This window comes from Mycolicibacterium phocaicum, assembly GCF_010731115.1.
Lineage (GTDB): Bacteria > Actinomycetota > Actinomycetes > Mycobacteriales > Mycobacteriaceae > Mycobacterium > Mycobacterium phocaicum.
This window is the reverse complement of sequence record NZ_AP022616.1, coordinates 3,251,886-3,270,530: the sequence shown is the minus strand read 5'-3', so window position 1 is coordinate 3,270,530 and position 18,645 is coordinate 3,251,886. Positions and strand designations below refer to the sequence as shown.

The following is an 18,645-nucleotide window of genomic DNA, read 5'->3' as shown; positions in this document are numbered from 1 at the left end:
GGAACTCAGTTGACCTTGATCGAGAACCGCGCTGTCACTGGTCGGCCGGGGGAGGCGAGGCGGTAGCCACCGCGGCATAGCGCGTCGGTAGGCGCGGCCATGGGCTCGATGGCGACGAGCGCGTCGCCGGGCGGCGCGAACAGTTGCGCGGCGCGGTAGCCGGTTTCGAAGGTCACGGTGATCCGGTGGTCGCCGCCGCGGAGGATGAACTGCGCGCCGTCGGGCACCTCGTCGAAGCCGTCGTCGTAGGCGGTGTCACCGAGCGGCGCAGACCGTGCCGGCCACGCCTCGGCAGCGCCGGACGGCAACCCGCGATCATCGGTCGGGAGGTGCCGCATCGTCGGCGTCTCCAGTATCCAATCCTCCCGAGGCACACCGGGAATGGTCACGTACGGGTGATACCCGAAACACAGCGGCACCGCCGCGGAAGCCGATGGCCGAACGACGGTCTCGACCGTCAGGACGCGGCCCGCCAACGTGACGCGCTGCGTCAGCACATGCGGAAACGGGAACGACGCCAACAGGCCGGGCCGGTTGAAATCGACTGCGGCGGTGAGCGAGTTCGCCGACTGCTCGGTGATCAGCCAGCCCGGGTAGGCCGCGAGCGTGCCGTGCATGGGGGAGCCGTTCGGGTCGACGCGCACGCCACCGGAGCCGGGCGTCAAGGTGACCACTGCGCCGTCGGCGTCATAGGTGTTGCCGCCCAACCGGTTCGCCCAGGGATAGAGCAGCGGGATGCCCATGGTCTTGGCGTTGGTCAGATAGGCGTCCAGGCCGCGCCGCTGGCCGAGAAACTCCAGATCCCCATCGGCGAGCGAGGTGCCGATCATGCCGGCGCCAGGCACGAACGTGGCAGTCATCGCGGACTCGGGGTCGCGCAGTACGACGGTGTCGAGTTCGGCCATCGATTCCTCCAGGGTCAGTGGGCCAACGGGTCGTGCTGAATGCGTTCTGCGGGTGCGCCTTTGGCGATCAGCGCGGCTTTGGTGGCGGTCACCATCCCGGGTCCGCCGCACAGCAGGATCTGCCGGTCGCCCCAGCTGCCGTAGCTCGTCACGACGTCGGGGAGCAGCCCGGTCTGCCGGACGTGCAACCCGCGCGGCGGCGTCACGTCGGGATAGTCGGCGGCCCACGGCGGGTCGGTCGAGTACTCGGACACCGGGGTGACGGACAGCCACGGATTGGTGGCCGCGATCTCCCAGAGGATGCGGAGGTCGTACAGGTCGCAGGGGTAGCGCCCGCCGAAGAACAGGTGCACGCGCGGATTCTCGGCCTCGCGGCACAGATTCATCAACAGGGCGCGGAGCGGGGCCAGCCCGGTGCTACCGGCCACCATGAGCACATCACCGTCGGTGCGTGAAACATTCATGCCGCCATGGGGGTTGGACAGTCGCCAGCGATCACCGGCGGCGGTCTGGTTGACGATCGCGGTGCTCACCATGCCGCCGCTGACGGAACGGACGTGAAACTCGATGGCGCCGCTGGCATCTGAGGGCATCGACGGACTCAGATGCCGCCAGCGGCGCGGCCACTGGGGCACCTGCACCGCGACGTACTGACCCGCGTGATAGGCCAGCGCCTGGTCGAGTTGCAGTCGCACCACCGAGACATCCCGGGTGACGCGCAGATGCTGGACGACGGTGCCGTCGACGTAAGGCGGGGTCTGCTCGGAATCGGCGGCGCCGCGCATGACGCCGACGATCAGGTCGACGGCGTGCGTGGTGGCCTCGGCGACCCGCGCGTCCCAGTGGTCCCCGAGCTCAGCGCGCAGGGTGGTCAGCAGCGCGTCCTGCAGCGCCGCGTAATGTTGATGTCCCACACCGTATTTGCGGTGATCGCGGCCGAGCTGGGCGAGGAATGCCACGGGCTCCTCGGCGCGCTGCTCGATGAACTCGCCGAGCACCCAGAACAGCGCCTGGCTGAAGGCGGTGCGCTGGGCGGCCAGGTCCGGTGGGAAGAGGTCGCGCGCCGACAGGTCGCCGGCGAACCACCGGGTGTAGAAGCGGCCGACCACGTCGTCCCCACCGCGCGCGGGGTCGACCAGGGCCCGCACCGTCATCAGCGCTTCGCGGTCGTCAAGTCCCATCTGGCATCGGCGAGGTGGTGTCGAAGTGGTTCTGCCCCAACGTGTTGACGAAGGTGGGGCCCAGCAGGTCGAGTTCGCGTCGGTGCGCGTCGGCCCACGTGCCGTACGGCTGGTGGGCCAGATACTCGTTGCGGAACCGGTCGTCCTCGGACACCTCGGTGACGCAGAACGTCGGGATGGCCAGGTCGACCACCGGTCCGCCGCGCTCGACCTCGGCCAGCAGCAGTGGGGCGTTGCCGCCCGTGAAGCGGTCGATGATCCAGCCGTCCTCACCCAGCCACACCGAGTACCGCACCTTGGTCACGACGTGCTCAGCGCGACGCACGATTTCGCCGGCGACCAGCGGATCGAGTTCCCGTTCGGCCTCGTAGCGGGTGCCGCCGGCGGCCGGGCCCTTGGCGGTCATGGTGCCGATGGAGTCGCTGCCGATGGCGTCGATGAGGTCCAGCGCCGGATCGCTCAGATCCGCCGGCGCGGGGCCCTGGACACGCACGCGGACGGCATAGCCATCGGACGCGAACAGGTAGGCCTGCACGATGAGGGCAGGGCTCGGGTCGGACGCTGTGACAGCGGGCAGGTCGCGGACGAGGAACTTTCGTTCGAACTCGAAATCGCCGAAGCCGGACTCGGACATGACTAGACGGTAGTCCTACAGATGGCTCAGGCCTTTGTATGCCACGAGAAGTCCGATGACGATCAGGATTCCCGCCACCAGCACCGCATGCTGTCGGTGCAGCCAGGCGCCGAGGCGGGCCATGGCGGGATCGAGCCGCTCACCGGCGGCGACGTAGGTCAGCACCGGGATGGCGACCGAACTGCCTGCCACCACCGCGAAACACAGCACCGACGCCCAGGTGGCCGCGCGCGGTAGTTCGTCGGTACTGATCGCCAGACCGGCGGCGACGCACATGAACAACACCTTGGGGTTCACCACCGCGAGCACTGCGGCGGTCACGAAACCCCGGGCGGGGGTGACGCTGGTGAGCTTCCGCATCCACGCCGGCTCCTCGGCGTCGTGGTTGCGGTTGGCCCAGCGGTAGATGCCGAAGACGACCAGCAGGACGCCGATCACGATGCGCACCCACGACGCCGTGGTCGACGGATGGCCGGCCTCGGGCATCAGGCCGGACAGCTGGACGAACACTCCCGTGAGCACCGTGATGGCCAGCAGCCAGCCGGCGAGGAACGTCAGGCCGGTGAGGCGCGCGTGGGGGGATTGCAGCACCAGGACGGCGGGAATGATCGACAGTGGCGAAAGGGCGATCACCAGGGCGAGGGGGATCAACTCGGTCAGGACCGAAACCCAATCTGTCATGCGGTCATTGTTGCTTACGTTTCCGTCGATCTTGTCGGTTGGGCACGGCAGTATTTACGGGGTGAGCCAGATCATAGGTAGCCGGGAAATTTTCTAGACTTGAGCGGAACAGACTCAACCTTGACGACGTTGAATTCAGCGACAAGCATTTTTCTGTAGACGAAAGGGAGGTGTCGTGGACTCGTTCAACCCGACCACGAAGACTCAGGCGGCGCTGACCTCAGCGTTGCAGGCGGCGACTGCCGCCGGAAACCCGGAGATCCGTCCGGCGCACTTGTTGATGGCTCTGCTGACCCAGAATGACGGCATCGCCGCGCCTCTGCTGGAGGCCGTCGGTGTCGAGCCCGCTGCCATCCGGGCCGACGCCCAGCGGCTGATCGATCAGCTGCCGAGCGCCAGCGGCGCCAACTCGACGCCGCAACTGTCTCGTGAGTCGGTCGCGGCCCTGACTGCTGCCCAGCATCTGGCCACCGAGATGGACGACGAGTACGTCTCCACCGAGCACCTGCTGTACGGCCTGGCCAGTGGCGACTCCGACGTCGCCAAGATCCTGGTCAACCACGGCGCCGCGCCGCAGACGCTGCGTGAGGCGTTCGTGAAGGTCCGCGGCAGCGCGCGCGTCACCAGCCCCGATCCCGAGGGCAGCTACCAGGCGCTGGAGAAGTACTCCACCGACCTGACCGCCCGCGCCCGCGAAGGCAAGCTCGACCCGGTGATCGGCCGCGACAACGAGATTCGTCGCGTGGTCCAGGTGCTGAGCCGGCGTACCAAGAACAACCCGGTGCTGATCGGTGAGCCCGGCGTCGGCAAGACCGCGATCGTCGAGGGCCTCGCCCAGCGCATCGTCGCCGGTGACGTACCGGAGAGCCTGCGCGACAAGACCGTCGTCAGCCTGGACCTGGGGTCCATGGTCGCCGGCGCCAAGTACCGCGGTGAGTTCGAGGAGCGGCTCAAGGCCGTCCTCGACGACATCAAGAACTCGGCCGGCCAGGTCATCACCTTCATCGACGAGTTGCACACCATCGTGGGTGCCGGCGCCACCGGCGAATCCGCGATGGACGCCGGCAACATGATCAAGCCGATGCTGGCCCGTGGCGAGCTGCGGCTGGTCGGCGCGACCACGCTCGACGAGTACCGCAAGTACATCGAGAAGGACGCGGCCCTGGAGCGCCGGTTCCAGCAGGTGCTGGTCGGCGAACCGTCGGTCGACGACACCGTCGGCATCCTGCGCGGTCTCAAGGACCGCTACGAGGTGCACCACGGTGTGCGCATCACCGACTCCGCGTTGGTTGCGGCGGCCACGTTGTCGGACCGCTACATCACCAGCCGGTTCCTGCCGGACAAGGCCATCGACCTGGTCGACGAGGCCGCGTCCCGGCTGCGCATGGAGATCGACTCCCGGCCCGTCGAGATCGACGAGGTCGAGCGGCTGGTCCGTCGCCTCGAGATCGAGGAGATGGCGCTGTCCAAGGAAGAGGACGACGCCTCCAAGGAGCGGCTGGAGAAGCTGCGCTCGGAGCTGGCCGACCAGAAGGAGAAGCTGGCCGAGCTGACCACGCGGTGGCAGAACGAGAAGAATGCCATCGACATCGTGCGCGAGCTCAAGGAACAGCTGGAGGCGCTGCGCGGTGAGGCCGATCGGGCCGAGCGTGACGGCGACCTGGCCAAGGCCGCCGAGCTGCGGTACGGCCGGATTCCGTCGATCGAGAAGCAACTCGACGCCGCGTTGCCGGTTGCCGAAGCGCGCGAGAACGTCATGCTCAAGGAGGAGGTCAGCCCCGACGACATCGCGGACGTGGTGTCGGCGTGGACGGGCATCCCGGCCGGCCGAATGATGGAGGGCGAGACCGCCAAGCTGCTGCGCATGGAGGAGGAGCTCGGCAAGCGCGTCATCGGCCAGAAGCAGGCCGTCGAGGCGGTGTCCGACGCGGTCCGTCGTGCCCGTGCCGGTGTGGCCGACCCGAACCGTCCCACCGGATCGTTCATGTTCCTCGGGCCGACCGGTGTCGGTAAGACGGAGCTGGCAAAGGCGTTGGCGGACTTCCTGTTCGACGACGAACGCGCCATGGTCCGCATCGACATGAGCGAGTATGGCGAGAAGCACTCGGTGGCTCGCCTGGTCGGTGCCCCTCCGGGCTACGTCGGTTACGACGCCGGTGGTCAGCTGACCGAGGCCGTGCGGCGCCGCCCGTACACGGTCGTACTTTTCGATGAGGTCGAGAAGGCGCACCCGGACGTGTTCGACGTGCTGCTGCAGGTTCTCGACGAGGGCCGCCTGACCGACGGTCAGGGCCGCACCGTCGACTTCCGCAACACCATCCTGATCCTGACCTCGAACCTCGGCGCCGGCGGCACCGAGGAGCAGGTGATGGCGGCGGTGCGCGCGAAGTTCAAGCCGGAGTTCATCAACCGTCTGGACGACGTGCTGATGTTCCACGCGCTCGACCCCAGCGAGCTGGTGCGGATCGTCGACATCCAGCTGGCACAGCTGCAGAAGCGGCTGTCGCAGCGGCGCCTGCAGCTCGAGGTCTCGCTGGAGGCCAAGAAGTGGCTGGGCGACCGCGGGTTCGACCCGCTGTACGGTGCCCGTCCGCTGCGCCGGCTGGTGCAGCAGGCCATCGGCGACCAGCTGGCCAAGATGTTGTTGGCCGGCCAGGTGCACGACGGCGACGTCGTTCCGGTCCACGTCAGCGCGGACGGCGAGAGCCTGGTCCTCGGCTGAGCTAGTTCGCCGAGTGGATGCGGAAACCCCCTATTTCTCTGGAGATAGGGGGTTTTCGCTTGGGGCTGCCGCAATGAATGTGATCGGAAAGTCCCTGAGTTCAATCGGTACGACCGTTTGCAGTGGAGATTGAACTGAGGCACCTCCGACGTCCCAAAGATGTACCTGGCTTCAGCCACGATGACTGCCAGTGCCTCGTGATTGAAGCTATGTACTTCTCGCGTCAGATGTTGAACCGTCCCGCGAAACCGCGCAGCGGCACGTCGGCGCTCGTCAGCAGTCCGGGCGGCGCCTCGACCACCGAGGCGATGACGTTGAGCGCGGGCAGCCCCGTCACCGTCATGCCGATCGAGGCGAAGTTGTCCGGATTCGACAGGTCCACACCGGGCTTCGGGTAGATCATGTGCTTGTTGTAGACGCAGGGATCACCCTTGATCTGAGTGATGTAGCAGCCCTTGATATTCCAATGTGGCTCGGTGTGCGGCGTCATCTGCCACTCCAGGTGCGTCTCGATGCGCGGCACGCCGTCGACCATGCCCTGGTACTTGATGTAGTTGCCGCCCAGCGAGCCCTTGGGCAGCGTGTACCAGCCCAGGTCGACGTCCTTGGTGCAGGCGCCGAGTTCAGCACTGAACTTCACCTCGTCGAGCTCCAGCCCGAAGCAATCGGCCATCATCAGCACACTGTCGGCGAACACCCGGGTGTACTTCTCGAGCTTCGCCGGGATCGACGGATCATCAACGGGCAGGCCGTATCCCACCTCGATCCAGGTGTCCCTGCTGTGATGGCAGGACACGTCGACGGATTCGATGGTGGTGACGTTCTCGATCTCGGCGACGTCGGCCGAACACACCACGCCCAGGATCTGATTGACGCCGGGGTTCATCCCGGTGCCGTAGAACGTCGACCCGCCCTTGGCGCACGCCTCGGCCAGCAACTCGCTGACCGGTCGACCGGAGGGGTGCGGATGGTTGGTGTCGCGGTGCCAGCCGGTGATCCAGTCGGCTGTCGTGACGATATTGATCCCCGCTCCAAGGACTTTCACGTACAGGTCTTCGTCGGGGAAGACGCCGTGGAAGGTGAGGACATCGGGTTTCGCGGCGATGATGTCGTCGACCGAGCCCGTGGCGATGACGCCGACCGGCCCGATCCCGGCGATCTCGCCGGCGTCGCGTCCGACCTTTTCCGTTGTGTAGCAATGCAATCCGATCAATTCGAGATCGGGACGCTTGCTGATGCGCTTGATCATCTCGGTGCCGACGTTGCCGGTCGCCACCTGGAAGACGCGAATCTTGGACATCTGGTCAGCCCTTCGGGGTTTCGGGATAGAACTGCATGGCCCACTTGCGGATTGCCGTGAAGCCCTCGCACTCGGCGGTCGCCAGCGCCGGCGGATCGGAGTAGCGCTGGTGCGACCAGATGTGGATGTCCTGGGTGAACTGGCGGATCACCTCGTCGCCGAAGGCGGTGGCGCGCTCGGCGCTCCAGGGCGTCCGTCCGATATAGACCATGAACCGCACGTCCGAGGTGGACTCGTCGACGGGTGTGACGGCCGAGATGGTGCGGTTGTCGATCATGCCCCAGCTCTTGGTGACGGCGATGCCCAAACCGCCGTTGATCGCCTCGACGCCACTGCGCACGTCGTCGATCGACTGCTGATCGCTGCCCTCGAACGTGATGGTGAAGTCGACGTAGGAGATCGGCGCCGCGAAGTCATGCCGGGTGAACACCGGGACGATCGGGGTCTGGTGCACGAACTTGAAGTGTGCGAAGTCGACGCCGTTCTCCAGGACGTACTGCGGATGCAGTTCGAGGGTTTCGCGGAACAGCCGCTGCTGCGGGTAGTAGTCGGCGGCGCTGCTGCCGTCGTTGAATGACGCGAACACATCGGGCGCCTCGAAGTACGGCTCCCGGCCCTCGACGTCGTGCCAGATGTAGATGGCCTCGTTGCGCTCGGTGACGGGGTAGGTCCGGATCCGGCGGCCGCGGTTGGGCCGGTCCTGGTACGGGATGCAGACGTTGTGGCCGGCGGCGTTCCACTGCCAGCCGTGGAACGGGCACTGGATCGTCTCACCGACGACGTGGCCGCCGAAGCCGAGGTGCGCGCCGAGGTGCTCGCAGTAGGCATTCATGACGGTGACGGCGCCGGATTCTGCGCGCCAGGCGACCATCTCCTCGCCGAAGTACTTCATGGCGTGCACCGCGCCGACTTGGACCTCGTCCGACCAGGCGACCTGGAACCATCCCGTCGGCTTCATCGGCAACTGGGGTTTGGCCATGACCCGAATCGTAGGGGGTTCTGTGAAACTTTGAAAGAGGGTTCGTTGAAACTGCGCTAATCTCGGACGATGACCGCCGCGGCACGACGAACCAACAAGCGCGGTAACGCCACCCGGGAGAGCATGTTGGAGGCCGCGCGCAAGGCGCTGGCCACCGGCGACCCGGGCGCGGTATCGGCCAACCGGATCGCCAAGGAGATCGGCGCCACCTGGGGCGCGGTGAAGTACCAGTTCGGCGACATCGACGGCTTCTGGGCCGCAGTCCTGCGCCGCACCGCCGAGCGCCGCGCGGGCATGCTCAGTCATCACGACACCGGCGCCACGCTGCGGCAACGCGTCGCGACCATCATCGACCTGCTCTATGACGGCCTGACCATCGGCGACTCGCGGGCCATCGAGAATCTGCGCGCGGCGCTGCCGCGGGATCACGCCGAGCTCGAACGGCTCTACCCGAAGACCGCCGCGGAGCTTTCGTCATGGGGCCGGAGTTGGCTGCAGACCTGCCAGCAGGCCTTCGCTGACCTGGACGTCGACCCAGAACGGGTGCGCGAGGTGGCCGCATTCATCCCGGGCGCCATGCGCGGCATCGCTTCCGAGCGCCAGCTCGGCACCTACACCGACCTCGACGTGGCCCGCAGGGGGCTGACGAACGCGATCGTCGCCTACCTCAAATAGCATGTGACCAGCTTGTGACCAATTCGAGTTCGAGCATTTCGGGTACCAACCAGTAGGCTTGGCCCGATGGTCCCGCTCTGGTTCACACTTTCTGCACTCTGCTTCGTGGGTGCGGCGGTGCTGCTGTACGTCGACATCGACCGTCGACGTGGCCTCGGCAGGCGCCGCAAGTCATGGGCTAAGTCGCACGGGTTCGACTACGAACACGAGACTCCCGACCTGGTCAAGCGGTGGAGCCGCGGCATCATGTCGACCGTCGGTGAGAACGTCCACGCCCGCAATGTCGTGCTCGGGCAGATCCGCGGCGAGGCCGTGTTCATCTTCGACCTCGACGATGTGGCCACCGTCATCGCCCTGCACCGCAAGGTCGGCACCAACGTGGCCGTGGACGTCCGCCTCAAGGACATCCCGGAGCCGCGCGAAAACGACATCTGGCTGCTCGGCGCCATCGGTCCCCGCATGGTCTACTCCACGAACCTCGATGCCGCCCGTCGCGCCTGCGACCGCCGCATGGTGACGTTCTCGCACACCGCCCCGGATTGCGCCGAGGTCATGTGGAACGAGCAGAACTGGACGCTGGTGTCCATGCCGATCACCAGCACCCGCGCTCAGTGGGACGAGGGTCTGCGCACCGTCCGCCAGTTCAACGACCTGCTGCGGGTGCTGCCGCCGGTGCCGTCCGGCCAGAACAGCGTCGCCGGTCAGGCCGTCGCCCGCCGTAGCGGTTCGCCGAGCCGTCCGCTCAGCGCCGGCCCGATGCGGCAGAACGAACTGCCTGCCGGCCGCAGCAACCAGGCCCCCGGCCGCGCCGACATCGGCCGCTACACGCAATTCGCTCCGGCCCGGAACGGCCGCCCCGCGCCGAATTATCAGCGCTGATTCGCCTGCGGCTAACCTTGGCCGCATGTCTTTTCGCAGGTTGGCCTCGCGGCTGCTGATTGTGCTGCTGGCCGGTGTGCTGGTCGCATGTTCGGGCGACGGTGCCGCCAACTCCGTCATCTTCGGTGCGTCCAGCGTCAAGGTCGGTGAGTCGCAGACCCTGCTGGGCTGGAACGTCTCGGTGTCCAACCTGCGCTTCCAGGATGATCAGGTGCTGATCGACGTCGACCTGGCCGCGGCGAAAGCCGGCGGCGAACACGCCAAGCCCGAGACGCTGCGCTTCGGCCTGTACGGCGCACTGGCGCACCCCCTCGAATCGAACCTGATCGGCGGCTGCGCCGGCGTCCCCAGCCTCAAGATCAATCCGGCCGTGGTGCAGAACCCGGACAAGGTAACGGGCACAGTCTGTTTGGGGCCGATGCGCGACCAGACCCAGGTGCGTGGCGTCTACCTCTACTCGCCTGCCGACCGGATCAAGGACACCACCGTCGCCTACGGTGCGGCGTATCCCGTTGGCCTGACCCCGACCAACGAGGCCGACACCGGGCTCACCCTCAAGGCCACGAGCGTCGACGGGTTCCGCGCCGACGGCGGGCAGCTGATCCCCGCGGCGCTGGGCGATCCGGCGGCGTTCACCGGCAAGGGCTATATGCTGCTCGGCCTCGAGATCGGTGGTCTGGCAAGCAGGTACAAAGATGACTCGGCCAAGCGCGGCGGGCCGTTGATGATCGCGGTGGCGCCGACGCTGCCGCCGCCCGGGCTGTCGCACCTGTGTGACGTCTACGGTGCGACGCTGCTGGTGCTGCCGGATTCGAAGGTCGGGGCCATCAACACCCGCGCCTCGCTGTGCACGCAGGGCGACATCAACCAGGCGCTGCTGTACGCCACCGTCACCGTGGTGGGAACCCCTGCGGCGGTGTGGATTTCGCGTGAGTGATCACGTCGCCGACCACCCCGATCACACCGACGTGCCAGGGCCCACCGAGTGGGGCGCCGGGCCCGGCGTCGGCCCCTGGCCCGGTGAGCTGCCCGACGACCCGCGTTATGACCCGGAGTTGTTGCGCGAGGGCGACACTCGCAACGTCGTCGACGCCTACCGCTATTGGACACGTGAGGCGATCATCGCGGACATCGACCAGCGCCGGCACCCGCTGCACATCGCGATCGAGAACTTCGGCAACGACGCCAACATCGGTGCGGTGGTGCGGACCGCCAACGCGTTTGCGGTGGACACCGTGCACATCGTCGGCCGCCGGCGGTGGAATCGCCGGGGCGCCATGGTGACCGACCGCTACCAGCGGCTCCTGCACCATGCCACCACGGCGGAATTGCTGGCCTTCGCCGACGAGAAGGGCCTGACTCCGGTGGCCGTCGACAACGTGCCCGGCTCGGTGCGGCTGGAAGAGACGACGCTGCCGCGCGAATGCCTGTTGATCTTCGGGCAGGAGGGACCGGGCATCACCGACGACGCCAAGACGGGGTCGATGATGACGGTGTCCATCGCGCAATTCGGCTCGACGCGGAGCATCAATGCCGGCGTGGCCGCCGGCATCGTGATGCACACCTGGATCACGCAACATGCCGGACTGGATCGGGCCTGGTAGGGCAGGATAGAACGCATGGATCAGCGTCCGGTGGAGCGCAGCGACGGGGATGCAGTCTGGGCCAACCGTGCGGCCAGCGCCGAAACGGCTGTGTTCAACCGGCATATCCGGCGGCTCTGGGGGATACCCGGAACCCAGCTGGGCGTCGTGGCCTGGCCGTCGACGCGTGCCGACCGGCTTTTCAAGAGCTGGGACTACTGGTGGCAGGCGCACCTGCTGGACTGCATGGTCGACGCGCAGTTGCGCGACCCGCAGGAGTACCGCGTCGCCCGCATCAGTCGGCAGATCCGTGGACATCGACTGCGCAACAACGGATCCTGGACCAACAACTACTACGACGACATGGCCTGGCTGGCACTCGCGCTGGAGCGTTCCGGCCGGCTGGTCGGCGTGGGCCGGCCCAAGGCGCTCAAGACGTTTGCCGACCAGTTCCTCAATGCCTGGGTGCCCGAGGACGGCGGCGGCATCCCGTGGCGCAAGCAGGACCAGTTCTTCAACGCCCCGGCGAACGGCCCGGCCGGCATCTTCCTGGCCCGCCACGACCGCCTGCGGCGGGCGCAGCAGATGGCCGACTGGATCGACGGCACGCTGATCGACCCCGATACGCACCTGGTGTTCGACGGCATCAAGGGCGGCTCGATGGTGCGCGCCCAGTACACCTACTGCCAGGGCGTGGTGCTGGGCCTGGAAGTGGAGCTGGCGGTGCGCACCGGCGATCCGCGGCACGCCGAGCGGGTGCATCGCCTGGTGGCCGCCGTCAAGGACCACATGCTCGACGACGGCGTCATCAGGGGTGCCGGCGGCGGCGACGGTGGCCTGTTCGGCGCCATCCTGGCCCGGTACCTGACGCTGGTCGCCACCACCTTGCCCGGGGACACCGAGGACGACGACACCGCCAGGACGACGGCCCGCGAGTTGGTGCTGAAGTCCGCGCAGTCTGCGTGGGACTACCGGCAGTCCGTCAACGGCATCCCGCTGTTCGGCGCCTTCTGGGACCGCGCGGCCGAGCTGCCGAACACCGGCGAGACGGCGAAATCGGTTGACGGCGCGGTGAATTCATCCGATATCGCGGAACGCGACCTGTCGGTGCAGGTGGCCGGCTGGATGCTGATGGAAGCGGCGCACGCCCTGACCGCCGAGACAGAGACAGAGGCAGCGGCCGAGGGGCCCTGACCTACTGTCCCTTCGGCGTCAGCTCGCGGCAGTACGCGTAGATGGCCAGCCCGCCGAACTTGACGGCGTCGTCGTTGGACAGGTTGCCGGCGTTCTTCTTCAGGTAGCTCAGCGCCGAGTTGACGCCCCCGCTGCGCATCGCGCTACAGGTGCCGTGCGCGAGCTTGATGGCGGTGCTGTTCGGCATCAGGATGCCCTTGTCGTGCACCGCTTGCAGGAACATGGGGTCGACGTCGTCGGCGTGGGCGGGAACGGCCATCACGATGGCGACTGCCGACGAGGCCGCCGCGAGCAGAGCTGCGGTGCGAGTGCGTTTCATCCGGATCTCCCATGCAAGATCGATTTGCTGACAGGCTACGCGAGGCCCGCCGATCCGGGGCGGAGTCGCTTGCCGACGAACCCAGGAATTTCTTCAGCAACGTCAGCGTCATATACTTAGATCGCATATTGCATTTTGATTTTTTGCTCATTTCGGAGGATGGCTATGGCCACGATGAAGAAGATTGCGTCGACTACAGCACTTGCAGCAAGCCTGGGAGCTGCTTTTTTGGGTTTCGGTGCGGGTATTTCCGCAGCTGCGCCGGTGACTGACCCGGCCATCATCCCGATGGACCGCGGCCACGGCCACGGCCACGACGACTGGGACGACCACGGCCGCGGTTGGGGTGGCCCGGGTTGGCGCGGTGGCGGCTGGGATGGCCCTGAGGTCTACGTCAACCTGCCTTGCGTGACCGGCCCCGCCGGGATCGTCACCGTCTGCCCGTAGCTCGTCGCCGCGGACGATTGATCTCCTCCGCTCCGGGGAACCCTGGCGTTGTACCGCCAGACATCCCGGACGTGAAGGAGGAGAAACGTTGGTACGTAAGAGTGTCGTGATCGGTGTGGTCGCCCTGGGGCTGGCCGGTTGTTCCACGCAGAACTCCCAATCGGGGGCCGGCTCGCCAAATGTGGGCATGCGCGCGCCGCAGGTCATCGTCGACGGACAACAACGTGCCGTGAGCGGCGGAGTGACCTGCCACCAGGCGGGTGACAACGTCACGATCGGGATCGGCGACGTGTCCAGCGGCGTGGGTGCCGTGGTGACGACGAGCGATCCGCCACAGGTTCGTACCGTCGGGCTCGGCACCGTCGACGGTGTCGCGCTGGGATTCACGAGCTCCGAGCCCGGCGAGGCCGACAATGCCGTAGCCGCCGTGCGGGGCAAGTCGTACGCGATCAAGGGCACCGCCAGCGGCAGCGACCTGAGCAATCCGCGATCGCCGCAGCAGGTGAACAAGAGCTTCGAGATGGACGTCGCCTGCCCGTAAGGTGCGCGCTGCGGCGTGACCTGCCAGGATGATTGGTCGTGACCACGCCCGCAGAGGATTCACCGCCCCGAGTGCCATTGGGCACCGTCCTGCGGGAGTGGGGCATCATCGGCTGTATCGGTTTCGGTGGCCCGCCCACGCACATCAGGTTGTTACGCAGCCTGTGCGTGGAGCGGCGCCGCTGGATCGGTGCCACCGAGTTCGAAGACGCGATCGCCACCTGCAACCTGTTGCCGGGGCCGGCGTCGACGCAGCTGTCGATCTACTGCGCCTGGCGCGTCCGCGGCAGGCTGGGTGCGCTGGTCGGCGGCGCCGCCTTCATCATTCCCGGGCTCATCGTCATCCTCGGGCTGGCGGCGTTGTTCCTGGCCGGTTCGCCGCCGCGGTGGGTGCTGGCGGCAGGTGCCGGCGCGGGCGCGGCAGTGGCTGCCGTGGCCGTGCACGCGGGCGCCGCATTGATCCCCGCCAGTTGGCAGCGGCGCACCAGTTCGGTCTGGTGGCCGGTGTACCTCGCGGCCGGTGCGATCGCCGCCGCGTTGCTGGGACCGTGGCTGGTTGTGGTGCTGTTGGCCTGTGGCGCAATCGAATTGGCGCGGACGACGACGCTGCCCCGGTCCGGTGCACGCAGCATGCCGGTCATGGCGTTCCAGTCCCTGACGCTGGGCACGTTGGGTTCGCTGTGCTGGGTGGCGCTGAAGGTCGGTGCGCTGTCGTATGGCGGCGGCTTCGTCATCATTCCGCTCATGCAGGCCGACGCCGTCGACCACTACCACTGGATGACCGGGGCGCAGTTCCTCAATGCCGTTGCGCTGGGCCAGATCACGCCGGGACCGGTGGTGCAGACCGTCGCTGTCGTCGGCTATGCCGCCGCCGGATTGCTCGGCGGGGTGCTGGCCTCGGTGGTGGCGTTCAGCCCGTCGTTCCTGTTCATCCTGTTGGGCGCCAAGCACTTCGACAGGATTCGCAGCAACAGCTATGTGCGCGCCTTCCTGGACGGCGCGGGTCCGGCCGCCATCGGCGCGATTCTGGGTTCGGCCGTGCCGCTGGCCATGTCGATCAGCCAGACCTGGCAGTACGTCGTCCTGGCGGTGGCGGTGGTTGCGGTGTTCAGCCGGGTAAACGTCGTGATCACGTTGCTGCTGGCCGCCGTGGCGGGCGTCCTCGCCACCTCTCTGGGCCTGCCGCTGCCGAGCTGATCGGCGGTCAGCAGCAATTCGGGTCGAGCACCCGGCATAGCGCGGCGAGCGCGTCGCGTCGCGGGGTGTGGTGCACGTTCATCCCCTGACGTTCGGAGATGACGAACCCGGCGGCCCGCAGTTGGCCGAGGTGGTGACTGACCGTCGATTCGGCCAGGCCCACCACGGCCGCAAGGGAGCCGGTGGTGCAGGGCTCGCCACAGGTGAACAGCAGCGACATCAGTTTCACGCGCGCGGGGTCGGCGAGTGCCTTGAGCCGCATGGCGAGGTCGAGTGCGGCGGCGTCGTCGGTCGGGCTCGCGGCCACCGGGGCGCAACACAACGGTTCCGACATGTCGATCACGGGCAGTGCCTTGGGCATGCCACCGATGCTACCTCAGCTTGTTGACATATATCGAAAAGGTGCGGTAGAACTGTGCTACGGATTTCGATATACGTCACATACCTCAGGAGGTCTGCCATGTCTCGTGTCCAGCTCGCTCTGAACGTCGACAACCTCGACGAGTCGATCGCCTTCTACCGCAACCTCTTTGGCGCCGAGCCGGCCAAGGTGAAGCCCGGCTACGCGAACTTCGCGATCGCGAATCCGCCGCTCAAACTGGTGCTGCTCGAGAACCCGGGACACGGCGGGTCGATCAACCATCTGGGTGTGGAGGTCGAATCAAGCGACGCCGTGCACACCGAGATCGCCCGCCTGGCCGAGGCAGGAATGTTCACCGAAGAGGAGATCGGCACCACCTGCTGCTTCGCCACGCAGGACAAGGTGTGGGCGACCGCCCCCGGCGGGGAACGCTGGGAGGTCTACACCGTGCTGGCCGACAGTGAAACCTTCGGCGCTGCGCCGAGCGGATCGGATGATGCGGTGTGCTGCGGGGCGCAGGCATGACGCAGAGCGCTGACGCCGCTCAGGCGACAGCTCGACTCTCGACGCTCGACCGGTATCTGCCGGTCTGGATCGGGTTGGCGATGGCGGCCGGGCTCTTGCTCGGCCGCTGGGTCCCCGGACTGGACGTCGTGCTGGAAAAGGTTCAGGTGGATGGCATTTCGTTGCCGATCGCGCTGGGCCTGCTGGTCATGATGTACCCGGTGCTGGCCAAGGTCCGGTACGACCGACTCGAGACCGTCACGTCCGACCGTAAGCTGCTGCTGTCCTCACTGGTGCTGAACTGGGTGCTCGGGCCGGCGCTGATGTTCGCGCTGGCCTGGCTGTTCCTCGCGGACCTGCCCGAGTATCGGACCGGGCTCATCGTCGTCGGCCTGGCTCGCTGCATCGCCATGGTGATCATCTGGAACGACCTCGCCTGTGGTGACCGGGAAGCCGCCGCCGTGCTGGTGGCGCTGAATTCGGTGTTCCAGGTACTGATGTTCGCGGTGCTCGGCTGGTTCTACCTGTCGGTCCTCCCGGGCTGGCTGCACCTGCCGCAGGCCGCGATCGCGACGTCGCCGCTCCAGATCGCGAAGTCGGTCCTGATCTTCCTCGGCATCCCGTTGGCTGCCGGCTACCTGTCACGTCGTCTCGGGGAAAAAGCCAAGGGGCGCACCTGGTACGAGTCGACGTTCCTGCCCCGGGTCGGTCCGTGGGCACTGTACGGCCTGCTGTTCACCATCGTGATTCTCTTTGCGCTGCAAGGGCATCAGATCACCACGCGGCCGTGGGACGTCGCTCGCATCGCGCTGCCGCTGCTGGCGTACTTCGCCATCATGTGGGGCGGCGGCTACGTCCTGGGCGCTGTCCTGGGTCTCGGCTACGAACGCACCACAACGCTGGCATTCACCGCGGCAGGCAACAACTTCGAATTGGCCATCGCCGTGGCCATCGCGACGTGGGGTGCGACCTCCGGGCAGGCCCTGGCCGGCGTCGTCGGACCGCTCATCGAGGTGCCGGTTCTCGTCGCGCTGGTTTATCTGTCGCTGGCACTGCGACCGCGGTTGAGGAGCGTCCACGCATGACACCCAAGCCCAGCGTCCTGTTCGTCTGCGTGCACAACGCCGGCCGGTCGCAGATGGCCGCTGCCCTGTTGACGCACCTGTCCGCAGGACGCATCGAAGTACGTTCCGCGGGAACAGCACCCGCTGATGCGATCAACCCCGTCGCCGTCGCGGCCATGGCCGAACTCGGCATCGACATCACCGCCGAAGCCCCGAAGGTGCTCACCGCCGATACCGTGCAAAGCAGTGACGTGGTGATCACCATGGGGTGCGGCGACACCTGCCCGTACTTCCCGGGGGTGTCCTACCGCGACTGGAAACTCGACGACCCGGCGGGTCAGCCGCTCGAGGCCGTGCGGCCCATCCGCGATGCCATCGCAGGCCGGGTCCGGGACCTGGTCGAAGAACTGCTGCCGAACTAGGCCAAACTGCCCAGATACGCCTGCGATTCGATCAGCCCTTCGTCGCTGGGTGCCTGGCCTTCGCCGAACACGCGCTGCTGTTGCTTGGCACGCAGATCATGGTGGGCGTCAGCGGGTTTGGCGTAGCCATAACGGCCGCGCGCCTGTTCCGGGGTGAGCACCTCGTCGGATGCCGGCGCGATGCCGAGGATGTACGGCGCGGCCACCGGGGCCACTGACGGCGCAATAAGTTGTGCCACAGCGAGTTTCAGTCGGGGGCTCCGATCGACGATGCCATAGGCCACCTTGAGTACCGGGCGCACGGCGATGTCCACGGCACGAGGCTGGTCGAAACCGCTGAGCTTGCGCATCCAGCGGGGCATAGTGGCGATGGTGCCCGCGCGCAGGACGAGGTTGATGAGCTCGACTACCGGCTTCAATGGCAACGGCGCCGGCGGCAGGACGACCTTGGCGTTGAGCAGGTGGTCCATCATGGCGCGGGCGGCTTCGCTGACCGCCAGGTGCGGGCGCATCTCGTCGAAGTACGCGCGGACGCCCGCGCTGGTGCGCGGCACGTCGGCCGGGTCGCAGGTCTGGAACTCCGCCGCGATGGCGCACTCTTCCCAGTACTGGTTCTCTTCCTCCGGCGTGAGCTTGCCGCCGCCGTACATCTCGTAGGCGGTCAGCACCGAATGCCACCCGGTCAGCAGGATCCACAGCTGCGAGTGCGGGTTGTTCGCGTCGTACTTGTTGCCGCTGACGGGCTCGGTACCGATGGCCTTGGAGTGGACCTTGACCAGCACGTCGGCGGCTTTGATGACCGACTCGCTGTCGCCGAACGCGACGGTCGCGAAATAGCGCACGGTGCGGTCGTAGCGGGTGCGGGGCCGGTCGTAGTTGGCCTGCGTGGCATCGACCGCGGCGATCAGGGACGGGTCGAGCTCCTCCACCACAACGGCGCGCTGCAGGCCGGTCACCGGGGTGGTGGTGTGTCCCCACACCTTCCAGGTGACGGTGCCCGGGCCGAAGAAGCCGTAATCGGCGAGGGGTTGCACTGGCTGGGACACGACTTACTCCTT

General features: G+C 67.1%; 19 protein-coding genes and 1 pseudogene. 11 read left to right on the top strand and 9 right to left on the bottom strand.

Going from position 1 to position 18,645, the window contains the following annotated elements; all coding sequences use genetic code 11:
* Positions 1 to 5: 5 nt before the first annotated feature.
* From G6N46_RS15845 to G6N46_RS15830, 4 genes are read right to left on the bottom strand one after another with little or no spacing between them, the layout of a single operon-like run.
* A complete protein-coding gene (locus G6N46_RS15845) occupies positions 6 to 905 on the bottom strand; it encodes an aldose 1-epimerase (protein ID WP_138247799.1) in 900 nt (299 codons plus the stop codon).
* 14 nt (positions 906 to 919) lie between these two features.
* A complete protein-coding gene (locus G6N46_RS15840) occupies positions 920 to 2,086 on the bottom strand; it encodes an FAD-binding oxidoreductase (RefSeq protein WP_138247800.1) in 1,167 nt (388 codons plus the stop codon).
* Positions 2,076 to 2,720 carry a CYTH domain-containing protein gene (locus tag G6N46_RS15835; protein WP_138247801.1) on the bottom strand — a complete coding sequence of 215 codons (645 nt, stop codon included), beginning with the start codon at positions 2,718 to 2,720 and terminating at the stop codon, positions 2,076 to 2,078. The genes G6N46_RS15840 and G6N46_RS15835 overlap by 11 nt, the downstream gene beginning before the upstream one ends.
* 15 nt (positions 2,721 to 2,735) lie before the next feature.
* Positions 2,736 to 3,401, bottom strand: a complete 666-nt coding sequence (locus G6N46_RS15830) for a GAP family protein (protein ID WP_064857532.1) — start codon at positions 3,399 to 3,401, stop codon at positions 2,736 to 2,738.
* 175 nt (positions 3,402 to 3,576) lie between these two features.
* Between G6N46_RS15830 and clpB the strand changes: the two genes are divergently transcribed.
* Positions 3,577 to 6,123 carry an ATP-dependent chaperone ClpB gene (gene clpB / locus G6N46_RS15825; protein ID WP_138247802.1) on the top strand — a complete coding sequence of 849 codons (2,547 nt, stop codon included), beginning with the start codon at positions 3,577 to 3,579 and terminating at the stop codon, positions 6,121 to 6,123.
* 223 nt (positions 6,124 to 6,346) lie between these two features.
* Here the strand turns inward: clpB and G6N46_RS15820 are convergent, their stop codons facing one another.
* Together G6N46_RS15820 and G6N46_RS15815 are read right to left on the bottom strand one after the other, a co-directional pair.
* Positions 6,347 to 7,423: an NAD(P)H-dependent amine dehydrogenase family protein gene (locus tag G6N46_RS15820; protein ID WP_138247803.1), complete on the bottom strand. Its 1,077-nt coding sequence runs from the start codon at positions 7,421 to 7,423 to the stop codon at positions 6,347 to 6,349.
* 4 nt (positions 7,424 to 7,427) lie between these two features.
* Positions 7,428 to 8,402 carry a 3-ketosteroid-9-alpha-monooxygenase, oxygenase component gene (locus G6N46_RS15815; RefSeq protein ID WP_138247804.1) on the bottom strand — a complete coding sequence of 325 codons (975 nt, stop codon included), beginning with the start codon at positions 8,400 to 8,402 and terminating at the stop codon, positions 7,428 to 7,430.
* Positions 8,403 to 8,471: 69 nt separating this feature from the next.
* Here G6N46_RS15815 and G6N46_RS15810 point away from each other — a divergent pair, with 69 nt between their 5' ends.
* The 5 genes from G6N46_RS15810 to G6N46_RS15790 all read left to right on the top strand — a co-directional run bounded on the left by G6N46_RS15810 (position 8,472) and on the right by G6N46_RS15790 (position 12,733).
* A complete protein-coding gene (locus G6N46_RS15810) occupies positions 8,472 to 9,077 on the top strand; it encodes a TetR/AcrR family transcriptional regulator (RefSeq protein ID WP_138247805.1) in 606 nt (201 codons plus the stop codon).
* Between the two features lie 66 nt (positions 9,078 to 9,143).
* Entirely contained in the window at positions 9,144 to 9,956 is an 813-nt protein-coding gene (ttfA, locus tag G6N46_RS15805; protein WP_060999469.1) for a trehalose monomycolate transport factor TtfA, read from the top strand.
* Between the two features lie 25 nt (positions 9,957 to 9,981).
* A complete protein-coding gene (locus tag G6N46_RS15800; RefSeq protein WP_234880505.1) occupies positions 9,982 to 10,893 on the top strand; it encodes a hypothetical protein in 912 nt (303 codons plus the stop codon).
* Positions 10,886 to 11,560 (top strand): TrmH family RNA methyltransferase, encoded by a 675-nt coding sequence (locus G6N46_RS15795; protein WP_060999472.1) that lies wholly within the window; start codon positions 10,886 to 10,888, stop codon positions 11,558 to 11,560. The genes G6N46_RS15800 and G6N46_RS15795 overlap by 8 nt, the downstream gene beginning before the upstream one ends.
* Before the next feature lie 15 nt (positions 11,561 to 11,575).
* Positions 11,576 to 12,733: a glycoside hydrolase family 76 protein gene (locus G6N46_RS15790; RefSeq protein WP_133427983.1), complete on the top strand. Its 1,158-nt coding sequence runs from the start codon at positions 11,576 to 11,578 to the stop codon at positions 12,731 to 12,733.
* Position 12,734: 1 nt separating this feature from the next.
* Here G6N46_RS15790 and G6N46_RS15785 read toward each other — a convergent pair whose 3' ends face one another.
* Positions 12,735 to 13,052: a DUF732 domain-containing protein gene (locus G6N46_RS15785; protein WP_060999477.1), complete on the bottom strand. Its 318-nt coding sequence runs from the start codon at positions 13,050 to 13,052 to the stop codon at positions 12,735 to 12,737.
* Between the two features lie 264 nt (positions 13,053 to 13,316).
* Between G6N46_RS15785 and G6N46_RS15780 the strand changes: the two genes are divergently transcribed.
* From G6N46_RS15780 to chrA, 3 genes are all read left to right on the top strand, one after another.
* Positions 13,317 to 13,499 (top strand): hypothetical protein, encoded by a 183-nt coding sequence (locus G6N46_RS15780; RefSeq protein ID WP_060999479.1) that lies wholly within the window; start codon positions 13,317 to 13,319, stop codon positions 13,497 to 13,499.
* A gap of 88 nt (positions 13,500 to 13,587) precedes the next feature.
* Complete coding sequence (locus G6N46_RS15775; RefSeq protein WP_234880506.1) at positions 13,588 to 14,040, top strand: lipoprotein LpqH; 453 nt, start codon at positions 13,588 to 13,590, stop codon at positions 14,038 to 14,040.
* A 38-nt stretch (positions 14,041 to 14,078) separates the two neighbouring features.
* Positions 14,079 to 15,236, top strand: coding sequence for a chromate efflux transporter (chrA, locus tag G6N46_RS15770; protein WP_234880507.1), 1,158 nt, complete (start codon positions 14,079 to 14,081; stop codon positions 15,234 to 15,236).
* A gap of 7 nt (positions 15,237 to 15,243) precedes the next feature.
* On the opposite strand, the gene G6N46_RS15765 is transcribed toward chrA, so the two are convergent.
* Positions 15,244 to 15,597, bottom strand: a complete 354-nt coding sequence (locus G6N46_RS15765; RefSeq protein WP_060999484.1) for an Rv2640c family ArsR-like transcriptional regulator — start codon at positions 15,595 to 15,597, stop codon at positions 15,244 to 15,246.
* A gap of 99 nt (positions 15,598 to 15,696) precedes the next feature.
* On the opposite strand from G6N46_RS15765, the gene G6N46_RS15760 reads away from it, so the two are divergent.
* Positions 15,697 to 16,122 carry an ArsI/CadI family heavy metal resistance metalloenzyme gene (locus G6N46_RS15760; protein ID WP_133427984.1) on the top strand — a complete coding sequence of 142 codons (426 nt, stop codon included), beginning with the start codon at positions 15,697 to 15,699 and terminating at the stop codon, positions 16,120 to 16,122.
* A pseudogene (gene arsB / locus G6N46_RS15755) lies at positions 16,119 to 17,587 on the top strand (ACR3 family arsenite efflux transporter). Before G6N46_RS15760 ends, arsB begins: the two are co-directional and overlap by 4 nt.
* Here arsB and G6N46_RS15745 read toward each other — a convergent pair.
* Positions 17,584 to 18,633, bottom strand: a complete 1,050-nt coding sequence (locus G6N46_RS15745) for an oxygenase MpaB family protein (protein WP_226520528.1) — start codon at positions 18,631 to 18,633, stop codon at positions 17,584 to 17,586. The pseudogene arsB and the gene G6N46_RS15745 overlap by 4 nt on opposite strands.
* Between the last annotated feature and the right edge of the window lie 12 nt (positions 18,634 to 18,645).